The sequence below is a fragment of the Paraconexibacter sp. AEG42_29 genome, assembly GCF_040581415.1.
Classification (GTDB): domain Bacteria; phylum Actinomycetota; class Thermoleophilia; order Solirubrobacterales; family Solirubrobacteraceae; genus Paraconexibacter.
In genome coordinates this window covers 1889238-1899503 of sequence record NZ_CP114014.1, presented here as the reverse complement: position 1 = coordinate 1899503, position 10266 = coordinate 1889238, and the positions used below count along the sequence as shown (strand labels likewise).

The 10266-nt window shown below is 75.2% G+C and carries 11 protein-coding genes; 8 read left to right on the top strand and 3 right to left on the bottom strand.

The features are described from left to right. The first annotated feature begins 32 nt into the window (after positions 1–32). The 6 genes from DSM112329_RS09170 to DSM112329_RS09145 all read left to right on the top strand — a co-directional run bounded on the left by DSM112329_RS09170 (position 33) and on the right by DSM112329_RS09145 (position 5112). The gene (locus DSM112329_RS09170; RefSeq protein WP_354701513.1) at positions 33–1274 is read left to right on the top strand and encodes a 4-alpha-glucanotransferase; all 1242 of its coding nucleotides are present in this window, start codon (positions 33–35) and stop codon (positions 1272–1274) included. A 94-nt stretch (positions 1275–1368) separates the two neighbouring features. Beyond that, complete coding sequence (locus DSM112329_RS09165; protein ID WP_354701512.1) at positions 1369–2070, top strand: GDSL-type esterase/lipase family protein; 702 nt, start codon at positions 1369–1371, stop codon at positions 2068–2070. A gap of 523 nt (positions 2071–2593) precedes the next feature. Further along, a complete protein-coding gene (locus DSM112329_RS09160) occupies positions 2594–3172 on the top strand; it encodes a hypothetical protein (RefSeq protein ID WP_354701511.1) in 579 nt (192 codons plus the stop codon). A 153-nt stretch (positions 3173–3325) separates the two neighbouring features. Then, positions 3326–4129: a SigB/SigF/SigG family RNA polymerase sigma factor gene (locus DSM112329_RS09155; protein ID WP_354701510.1), complete on the top strand. Its 804-nt coding sequence runs from the start codon at positions 3326–3328 to the stop codon at positions 4127–4129. Positions 4130–4288: 159 nt separating this feature from the next. Next, positions 4289–4687, top strand: a complete 399-nt coding sequence (locus DSM112329_RS09150; RefSeq protein WP_354701509.1) for an ATP-binding protein — start codon at positions 4289–4291, stop codon at positions 4685–4687. Then, positions 4684–5112: a hypothetical protein gene (locus tag DSM112329_RS09145; RefSeq protein WP_354701508.1), complete on the top strand. Its 429-nt coding sequence runs from the start codon at positions 4684–4686 to the stop codon at positions 5110–5112. The genes DSM112329_RS09150 and DSM112329_RS09145 overlap by 4 nt, the downstream gene beginning before the upstream one ends. Before the next feature lie 71 nt (positions 5113–5183). Here the strand turns inward: DSM112329_RS09145 and DSM112329_RS09140 are convergent, their stop codons facing one another. Continuing rightward, positions 5184–6233: a response regulator gene (locus DSM112329_RS09140; protein ID WP_354701507.1), complete on the bottom strand. Its 1050-nt coding sequence runs from the start codon at positions 6231–6233 to the stop codon at positions 5184–5186. Positions 6234–6579: 346 nt separating this feature from the next. Here DSM112329_RS09140 and DSM112329_RS09135 point away from each other — a divergent pair, with 346 nt between their 5' ends. Further along, on the top strand, positions 6580–8115 hold the full coding sequence (locus DSM112329_RS09135) for a penicillin-binding transpeptidase domain-containing protein (protein ID WP_354701506.1): 1536 nt from the start codon (positions 6580–6582) through the stop codon (positions 8113–8115). Between the two features lie 34 nt (positions 8116–8149). On the opposite strand, the gene DSM112329_RS09130 is transcribed toward DSM112329_RS09135, so the two are convergent. Both DSM112329_RS09130 and DSM112329_RS09125 read right to left on the bottom strand, forming a co-directional pair. Continuing rightward, positions 8150–9214, bottom strand: coding sequence for an FAD-dependent oxidoreductase (locus DSM112329_RS09130; RefSeq protein ID WP_354701505.1), 1065 nt, complete (start codon positions 9212–9214; stop codon positions 8150–8152). 9 nt (positions 9215–9223) lie between these two features. Beyond that, a complete protein-coding gene (locus DSM112329_RS09125; protein ID WP_354701504.1) occupies positions 9224–9820 on the bottom strand; it encodes a suppressor of fused domain protein in 597 nt (198 codons plus the stop codon). Positions 9821–9949: 129 nt separating this feature from the next. On the opposite strand from DSM112329_RS09125, the gene DSM112329_RS09120 reads away from it, so the two are divergent. Continuing rightward, the gene (locus DSM112329_RS09120; RefSeq protein WP_354701503.1) at positions 9950–10264 is read left to right on the top strand and encodes a hypothetical protein; all 315 of its coding nucleotides are present in this window, start codon (positions 9950–9952) and stop codon (positions 10262–10264) included. Positions 10265–10266: the final 2 nt, after the last annotated feature.

The window sequence follows — 10266 nt, the reverse complement described above, 5'->3', positions numbered from 1 at the left end:
AGTTTGCGCCGGTCCTCAACATGGAGTGCATCGTGTTCACCAGATCCAGCGGCATCCAGCTGCACCTCACCTCGCTGCCCGACGGGCGTCTCGGACCGTCGGCCCGTACCTGGGTGGACTGGCTGTCCAAAGCAGGCCAGTCCTGGTGGCAGGTGCTGCCCGTCGGGCCGCCCGACCGCCACCACTCGCCCTACAAGTCGAAGTCGGCGTTCGCGGCGTGGCGCGGGCTGCTCGCGGACCCGGCCGCGCCCGTGTCCGTGGACGAACTCGATGCGTTCGCGGCGGGGAACAGCGCCTGGATCGACGACTGGGCGCGGGTGTCCGGCGGACGGCGCGCGGTCGCCGACCAGGTGCGGTTCGACCGCGAGTGGTCCGCGCTGCGCGAGTACGCGGCCGAACGCGGCGTGCGCATCATCGGGGACGTCCCCATCTACGTCGCGCCCGGCAGCGCCGACCACCTCGCCCATCCCGAGCTCTTCCGCGACGGCCTGGTCGCCGGCGCGCCGCCGGACGCGTACTCCGACGACGGGCAGCTCTGGGGCAACCCGTTCTACGACTGGCCGGCCATGCGCGCGCAGGAGTACCGCTGGTGGATCGCGCGGCTGGCCCGCACGCTCGAGCTCTTCGACGCCGCGCGCATCGATCACTTTCGCGGGTTCGTCGCGGGATGGGCGGTCGACGACGGTGCGAAGAACGCCCGTGACGGCCGCTGGCGGCGGGGGCCGGGACGCGCGCTGTTCGACGCCGCGCTCGCCGAGCTGGGCTCCGGGGATGCGGCGCTGCCCTTCATCGCGGAGGATCTGGGAGTGATCACGCCGCCCGTCGAGCGCCTGCGCCGCGACCTGGGGCTCCCGGGCATGGCGGTGGCGCAGTTCGCGTTCGACCCGGACCCCGGTGACAGCCCCCACGAGCTCGCGAATCACAAGCAGGACGTGGTCGCCTACACCGGCACCCACGACTCGGACACGCTGGCGGGCTGGCTCGCGACGCTCGCGCCGGAGCGTCGCGCGGTCCTCGACGCCGCGCTCGGCGCGGCCGGGCTGAAGCGCGACCGCCCGGTCTGGGGCGTCACCCGGTTGTGGATGGGCTCACCGTCGCCGCTCGTGATGCTGCAGGCGCAGGACCTGCTCGAGCTCGGGTCGGAGGCGCGCATGAACACCCCCGGCCGCGCCACCGGCAACTGGGGCTGGCGGCTCCCGGCCGGGGCGCTCACGGCCGCGCACGCGCGGCGGCTGCGTCGCGCGACCGAGGAAGCGGGACGGCTGCCGTCGTGAGCGCCGAAGGACTGGCCCGGGGGGCTCGTTCGCCCACGCAGACGGTTCCGGCACCCGCCCGAGGGACTCGCTCGCACGGCCTGGTCGGCGTTCGATGAGCTCGCTGGGGCTTCCCGCCCAGCCGGGGCTGGTCGCCGTGGGCGACTCGATCACGAACGGGCGCGGCGCCCCGGTGATGGGGGTGCCCTGCCGGTCGTGGGCGCAGTGGCTCGCGGACGTGCTGGGGCTGCCGTTCCACGGGCTGGCGGAGGACGGGGCGGTCGCCGCGGACGTCGTCGATCGGCAGCTGCCACGGGTGCGGTTCGCCTATGGCGTCGGCGTCGTCTACGCGGGGGTGAACGACGTCCGGCACGTGGACTTCGACGCCCAGGCGTTCGCCGACTCGCTGGCGACGATCGCGGGGCACGTCGGCGCGCACGCCGACGTCCTGCTCCTGTGCACGATCCCGCTCGACCTCGGGCGTCCCCGGGCGGGCGCGGCGAAGGTCACGGACGCCAACGCGGTGATCACCGCCGTCGCCGCCGAGCACGAGGCGGCGGTCGTCGACCTCACCGACCTGACCGGCTGGCGCCTGGTCCTCCCGGACGCCGTCCACCCCACCGCCCTCGGGCAACTCGAGATCGCCGACCGCGCGGCCCGGGCGCTGGCCTTGGAGACGCTCCCGTCCGCGCTGGCCCGCCGTGACGATGGCCGCCGCGCGACGGCGCGATACGCGCTGACCAGCCACCTCCCGGCCGTCGGCCGCGACCGGCGCCGGCGGGTGGCCGAGGCGGCGGGCCGGCGCCTGGGCCGCTGACGGCAGCGCGGCCCCACCCACCGGCAGCAGTCATGACCGCGCTTTCGCTTTCGACATCTCACGCTGCCACACCGACCCGGGACCCGCTCGCCGCCGGGTGAACGGAGGATCCGGCGGGCCCAGCCCCCCAGATGTTCCGAGGACCCCGACCGCACGGGTGAGCGGCGGGACCATGCGCGCTGGTGCATGTATGACATGTGCCAGGGCGAAAGGTCCCCGACCGCCGCGGTTCGCCTGGCCGGCCGCCCGTCCCGCGCGCCGCACCCAAGTCCCCGCAGCCTCCCAGTGCCCACCGCCATCAACAGCCCGCAGTTCCCAGGCCCGCACGACCAGGGTGGTCCTCGGCGCCAGCGCCACCGACCTCCCGACCACCGAGCCCTCGGCGTCGGCGCCACCGACGCGCCATCGCCGCCGCCCGGGGAAGACGCGAATGCCGCCAGTGACGCTGAGCGTCACCATCGGCATCGCGTGTGCTGACGGGGAGCCAAGCGATGGGCGCCGGCGGATGCGTAACCTCCCCGCCGTGACGCAGGACCCTGCCGAGCCGCTCGTCGGCCACGCGCCCGCCGCCGGGACGCCGCCCTCCGGACCGCGCGCACTCGCCCGCGCGCGCTGGGCGGTCTGGCGCTCGCGCGGCGCGGTGACAGCCGCGCGCGGTGCCGCGCTCGGCCCCGGCGTCCGCTTCGACCTGAGGCCCGGCGCCCGGGTCAGCCTCGGCGGCGGCTGCGCGGTCGGCGGCGGGACGCGGCTGCACGTCACGGCCGGCACGGTGCGGATCGGTGCCGGCGCCCAGCTCGGGGACCGCTGCGTGCTCCAGAGCCGGACGGCGGTGACGATCGGCGCGGGAGCCCGCCTGGCGGACGAGGTCGTCCTCCTCGACCATCGCCCGCGGACGGCGGACGTCGAGCTTCCCGTCCGGGTCCAGGGGGTCGACGCGGCGCCGATCGAGATCGGGGCCCGCGCGTCGGTCGGCGCACGAACGGTCCTCAGCGGCGGCGCGACCGTCGGCCAGGGCGCGCAGCTCGCCGCCCACCTGCTGATCGACGGCACGGTCCCGGACGGCGCGCGCATCACGGGCGACGTCCCGCCCGGGCCGCTCTGACCGGGGCACGAAGCGCACGCGTCGGCCTGTCCCCGCCACCGGGGGTGCGAAAGCGCCGGCGTGCCAGCCCTCGTCCGTACGGCCAACCGGTGTTTACGCGCACACGCAGCGGGCAGGTCGGTATTCGAGATCGATCCCGAAAGGCCCACATCGATGAGCAGCGCCACTTCGCACCCCAACCACCGCGACCGTGAGCGGGAGCTCCTTGAGCGCTACCACCGTGACGGCGACCACAGCGCCCGCCAAGAAGTCGTAGAGCGGTCGATCGACCTCGTGCACTACGTCGCGCGCCGTTACCAGAACCGCGGTATCGCCTACGAGGAGCTGGTCCAGGCCGGCTCCATCGGTCTGCTCAAGGCCGTGGACCGCTTCGACCTCGACCGCGGCGTCACGCTGTCCACATTCGCTATCCCGAACATCCTCGGCGAGATCCGGCGGTATTTCCGCGACAACGGCTGGGCGATGCGCGTGCCGCGCTCGATCCAGGAGAACTCCGCGAAGGTGACCTCCGTCACCGACCGCCTCACCACCAAGCTGCAGCGCGTTCCCACCGTGTCGGAGATCGCCGACATGGCCGAGCTCACCGTCGAGCAGGTCCTCGAGGCCATGGAGGGCGCCCGCGCCTATTCCCTCGGCTCCCTCGACGCGCCCATCGAGTCCGGCGAGGACGACTTCTCAGGCCACGACCGCCTCGGCGCCGAGGATCCCGGCTTCCAGCGCGCGGAGGCCCGCCTGGCCGTCCTGCACGGCATGCGCGTCCTACGCGACCGCGAGCGGCAGATCATCGCGCTCCGCTTCGGCCGGGACATGACGCAGCTCGAGATCGCGCAGGAGCTCGGCATCTCGCAGATGCACGTCTCCCGCCTGCTCCGGGTCGCTCTGGACGACCTGCGCCAAGAGCTCGAGCGCCGGCCCTCCGAGGCGGGCGACCGACCGCTCGCCGAAGCCACCGGCTGAGCGCACCCTCCGTCCGCACCGCCGCGGGACGGCACGACGCACGGCGCCACGTCGACGGCTCCGCGAACCGCGATCTGCCACGCTGCGGCCCGGTCGACGGGCGCGGCGTCGCGCAGCGCCGCGAGCCACCGGACCACCCATGGCACGCCACCGCGACCAATGACCACGACCACGACCTTCGCGCTGTCGCTCCCGGCCCGGCCCGAGTCGCTGACGGTCGTGCGGCACGTCCTCGGCGGCATCACGGACGTGTGGGCGGTCTCGCCGGAGCTGCTCGACGACGTGCGGATCGCGGTGACCGAGGCGTGCTCCAGCGTGATCACCCACGGTGACCATGGCACCGGCGCGAGCATGGTGGAGGTCCAGGGCAGCGACGTCGACGGGCAGCTGCTGCTCGTCGTCCGCAGCCGCGAGCCGGGACTCGACGCGTCCGCGGGCTCGCCGGACCTCGGGCTGGCGATGCCGCTTATCGGCGCGCTCACGAGCAGCCTCGAGATCGGGCGCTCCCCCGACGGCCTCCACGAGGTCCGCATGACCTTCCCCCGGGACGACGCATGACCGAGGCGACCGTGCTCTCGCTGGCGGCACCCGAGTCGCTGGAGCGGTCGCGGCTCACCGTCACCTGCGGCGACCTCGCGCGGTCGCTCGCCGGCCGGTTCGTCACCGCGCTCGGCGCCGAGACGGCGCTGTCCCTGGACCGGGTCGAGGAGGCCTGCCTGGTCGCTGAGGCGCTGGCCGACCGCTGCGGCGACCTGACCCCCGACGGCGAGCTCCAGCTGGCCGTGGCGGTGCACGCGCAGCGGCTCGAGCTGCGCGTCGGCCCGCTGCAGCGTGGCAGTGCGCAGCGACTGCTCGCCGGCGACGCCGGCGGGCCGGGCGGCGGCGCGATCAGGCGGCTCGCGACGTCGATCGACGTGCGGCAGCTCCGTGGCGAGACCGACGTGCTGGTCGTCGTGGTCGCTGCCCACCCCATCGCCGCCTGAAGGCGCGGCGCACCCCCGCGACAGAAGCGGGTGCTCGGCGGCCGGCGCGCCCACCGACGCGCCGGGAGCCGTCAGTTGTCGCGCTGCGGCTCGCCGTCCGGACGTGCCGCCCACTGCGCACGCGGGCGCAGGGCGGGCGGCCCGAAGGCCGACTCGTGCACGGGCGGCAGCACGATCGGCGGCAGGCCGGTGTGCCGGGCCTGCATCGCGGCGGGCAGCGGACCACCCGCAGGCACCAGCAGCGCCGCGTCCGGCGGCGGAGCCGGCGCCGCTGGACCCAGCTCCACGCGTCCGGCGGTGAGCTGCCCGATCGCGTCCAGCGCGGCCTCGGGACCGGCGACCGCCGACACGAGCATGGTGCGCTCATCGAGCCGCTGCAGCGTCCCGGCGCTCGCGTAGTCGAGCAGGACGGTGACGATGTCGTGGTTCGCGGCGTGCACGCGATCGCGGACCTCGAGCCCGCCCAGGAGCTGCATCTGCAGCGACAGGACCAGGACATCGGGGGTGTCGTGGCGGACGGCCGCGATGGCCGGCGGGCCGTCGCGCAGCACCTGGGTGACCTGCAGCCCGGGCTGGGCCTCGATCGCCTCGCGCAGCGCCTGGACCGCGGCGATGTGCGGATCGGCCACGAGCACCCGGAGCCGGGGGGTCCGTGCCGCCGGGGGCTCGACCCCGGGACGGCCGGAGAGGATGTGTGTGTCGTAGCGGGGCCCGGGCTCCCACGTGATCTCGCCGTCCGGCGCGACCGCGCCGAGGCCGGTCGTCCGGCGGCGCTCCCAGGCGGAGAGCTTCGCCCCGCGGGTGAGGGGCACGCGGTAGTAGGCGCACAGCGCCTGCTCGTTGCTGACCGACAGCGCCCCGTCGGCGGGGACGGGCGGGCTGCCGAGGACCACGCCGGCCGCCCACGGGACGTGGACCCGGTCCTTGCGGCCGATGGTGTCGACGAGCGGCGTCGCGCGGTACCCCTTGGCGCGCGTGTGGACGAGCAGCCAGAGCGGCTTGCCGGACTGGCGATCCAGGATCAGGCCGGAGACGTCGCCGACCCGTCGCCCGTCGGGCGACAAGGCACGCGCACCCCGCCACCCGATTGCGGCGGCAACGTCGGCTTCAGCGTGGATCACGACTCGACCCCTCTCCCCTGATTGGTCTCACGGTGGAACTATCGGCATTCGACCTACCTTTGGTCCATCGTCCATCTGTCCAGTCGCCTTGCATCCTGCGCCCCCGCAGGTATGGCTGACCACCCTCCCATCAACCACAGACGCTTTCATCATAGTCGGAACCAGACCGAACGTCATCGTGCAGTAGAACCCGGGTGTGCCCCGCCGCCGGACCCGATCCCGCCGTTCCCATGGCTTCCTCCCGCCGGCCGGATCGTCCCTGCTTCCAGGGAGTGGATCGAAGGGTGGACCGCGGCGCGGCCGACACCGGTCGCCCCTGCCCCTCGGCGCAGTCCTGCTGGCTTTCGTGCTGCTGGGCGGTGCGGTGGCCGGCGCGTTGGCGCTGACCGGCTCGGGCGACGCCGACCGCTCACGGGAGGCCGCCGTCCGCCGCTTCACCACGGCATGGGCACGCCAGGACCCGGCTGCGATGTGGCCCGCGCTCGACCCGGCCTCGAAGCGGGCACATCCACGCTCCGGCTTCGTCGAGGCGTACCGCGCGGCCTATCGCGCCGCCGGCGTCACCCGCGTGCGCGTGCTGACCGTCAACGCTCCGGAAGACGGCGCGTCGACGGCGTCAGTCGCCGTCCGTACGCGGCGGTTCGGAACGCTGCGCGGCACCGTGAGCCTCCCGGTCACCGGTTCGGGCGACACCGCCGGCGTCCGCTGGGACGCCTCGCAGCGTCTCCCGGGCCTCCGGAAGGGCGAGCCCGTCCGCCTGCGACGGGGCACGAAGCCCAAGCGCGCGGCGATCCTGGCCGCGGGCGGCGCCGCCCTCGACGCGGACGCGCTCGGGGCGTCCATCGTCGGCAAGGTGGGCCCGCCGGCGACCGGGCTGCAGCGGCTGTACGCCAGCCGGGTCGCCGGGCACGCCTCGGAGCGCCTGCTGTTCGGCACGCGCGTCATCGGCCGCGTGCCGGCGGTCCGCGGCACGGTGCTGCGTACGACGATCCGCCCCGGCCTGCAGCAGAAGGCCGCTGCCGCACTGGGCGACCGCCTCGGCGGGATCGCGGTCGTCCGGCCGCGCGACGGCGCGGTGCTGGCGCTCGCCGGCCTCGCCGTGTCGGCCCCGCAGCCGCCCGGGTCGACGTTCAAGATCATCACCACCGCGGCCGCGCTGAAGGCGGGCCTCGCCTCCCCCCGCTCGACGTATCCCGTGCGGACCGCCGCGACGCTCTCCGGGACCAAGCTCCGCAACGCGTCGGACGAATCCTGCGGCGGGACACTCGAGGAGGCCTTCGCCGAGTCCTGCAACTCGGTGTTCGCGCCGCTCGGGGCGAAGCTCGGGGCGCGGCGCCTGGTCGCCGCCGCGCGCGCGTTCGGCTTCGAGGAGGCCCCGCGCATCCCCGCGATCAAGCCGAGCACGACGGGCGGCACGACCGCCATGCAGGACGACCTCGCCGTCGGCGCGGCCGCGATCGGCCAGAACCGCGACCTCGCGACCCCGCTGGAGATGGCGACCGTCGGCGCCACCATCGCGAACGGCGGCGTCCGCTTCCGGCCCCACCTGGGAGCGTCGGACCCTCCGCACAGCGCCCGGGTGGTCTCGGCGAAGGTGGCCCGCCAGGTCCGGGCCATGATGCTCGCCGTCGTGCGGTCGGGGACGGGCCGCGCCGCAGCGCTCCCAGGCGTCGCCGTCGCCGGGAAGACCGGAACGGCGGAGCTCCGCGCGACCGCCGGCCGCGCGCCCGACCCCAAGAACACCAACGCGTGGTTCGTCGCCTTCGCGCCGGCGGACAAGCCGCGGGTGGCGGTTGCGGTGATGCTGATCGGCGCCGGGGCGGGCGGTGCGTCGGCAGCGCCGGTGGCGCGGGACGTGCTGGCCGCGGCGCTCGCGGGCTGACCGCCGTCCGGCCTTCGGCGACCGCCCGTCGTCTTCAGCGGAGCGCCTCCTCCGCGAGCCCCGCCGCGCGCGCTCCGATCAGCGGGGTGAACTTGAAGCCGCGCCCGCTGCAGCAGGAGACCGTCACGACGCGGCCGGTGCGCGTCAGGTGGAACCGGTCGCCGGGGAGCCAGGTGTAGATGCAGCCGTACGCCTGCAGCTCGCGTCCGACGCCGCGCAGCCGCCCGGCGGCCCACGCGCGGAACGGGCCGGCGGTCGCGTCCTCGGCGTCGCGGCCGCCCTCGAGGTCCGCATCCGGACCCGGCAGGTGCAGCCCGCCCTTGACCGCCCCGCCCTCGGGCTGCGGAAGTGCATAGAACACCTGGCCCGCCGCGTCCTCCTCGATCACGGTCGGCACCGTGCCCAGCGGCGCGGCCGCCAGGGCGAGGTGGACTGGGGTCTGCAGGGTCGCGCGAACCGGGAGCGGCGTGCCCGACATGCGGGTGAGCTCGCCGATCCACGGGCCGGTCGCCAGGACGACGCTCTGCGCCTGGACGTCGCCGCCCGGCGTCCGCAGCGTGACCGGGCCCTCGGCAGCGCCCGTCTCGAGGCCGGTGACCGGTGTGTGCTCGCGGATCGTCGCGCCGTGGGCGACCGCGTCGCGCGCCAGCGCCTTCAGCGTGATGTCCGCGAGCCCGACGGCGCCGTCCGGCTGCAGCAGCGCATCCTGCCCGTGTGCACGGACCGCAGGGAAGCGCCGCTCGACGTCGGCCGGCGAGAGCCGCTCGTACCGCACGCCGCAGGCGCCGAGTGCCCGCGCTGTCGGTTCGACGAAGCCGCCGAAGTCGAGCCCGCCGACCGTCAGGCGCAGCCGCGTCCCGGTGTCGCGCTCGAGCCGGTCCCAGAGGGCGTACGCCTCGAGCGCCTCGCGCACGTCGTCCTCCCGGTCGTGCGCCAACCGGACGATGCGGGAGCTGCCGTGGCTCGACCCGCGGTCGTGCCCCAGCGCGAACCGCTCCAGCACGAGCGGCCGGCGGCCCGCCCGGGCGAGCTCCCGCGCGGTGGCGAGGCCCGCCGCGCCCGCACCGACGACGACGACAGCCGCACGCTCGCGCGCCACCTCGCGCCCTCAGCCCCGCTCGGGGTCGGTGCGCAGCAGCGGGTCCCGCCGGGCCAGCGCGTCGAGCACGGTCAGCGTGCCCGCGCGCTGCATCAGCCGGTACTCCATGTCCGTCACCCCGACGGCCTGCAGGAGCACGTAGCGCCCGAACGGGAAGTCCGACGGCGTGACGACCGGGTCCTCGCGCAGGCCCAGCGCCAGGAGCTTGGAGGACGCACCGTCGACCGGCGCGCCGGGCGCCAGCCGTGCCCCGGCGTGGAACGGCCGCGAGTGGGTGACGCAGACACGCGCGGTCCCGAGCAGCAGGTCGAAGGCCCACTGCGGCGGGCCGTCGCCGCGGGGAGTGATCAGCGTCAGCTCGTGCCCGAAGCCACTCGGGTCGCGGTGGTCGCCGCTCGTCCGGACGAAGAGGTCGGTGAGCCCGAAGGTCACGAAATGCCAATAGTCCCGTGCGCGGTAGGCGCTGATCCCGTTCAGCACGCCGCCGGCCGCGGGAGGCTGCTGCGCGAGCTGCGGCGCGCGATGCTCGCGGCCCGCTTCGCCGTAGACCGCGCCGAAGGCCGCCTCGATGCTGTCCCACCCGGGAGCCTGGGCCTCGTCGGTCACCCGTCCCAGCCTAAGGGACTCCCGGTGACGGGCCGCGACCCGGCCGGCGATCGCGGTGCGGCGACGACGATCCGCTCGCTCGGTGGGCCGGGCCTATGGCAGACTTTCGGTCGTGCAGAGGTGCGGGTGATGGCGTTCACGGTGGTGCATCGCGACGGGCGACGGACGAACGATCCGCCGCTGCCCGTGGTCGCCTCGCTGCTGGACGAGCTGGCGGATGGACCGGGGACCGTCGTCGTCCGCCACGCCACCGGCTGGGCGCTGCGGGTGCACGCCGACGGCGTGCTCGAGTTCGGCAACGACCTGGACCCGTCCACCGGCGACCTGCACCGCGGGCCGCTGCCGGCACCGGTGCTCGCCGAGCTGATGCAGGGCGTGGCGGTCGGCTCGCTCTACGAAACGCTCGAGCACGAGTGGGAGCGGGGCCACCGCCCGCTCCCCTGACG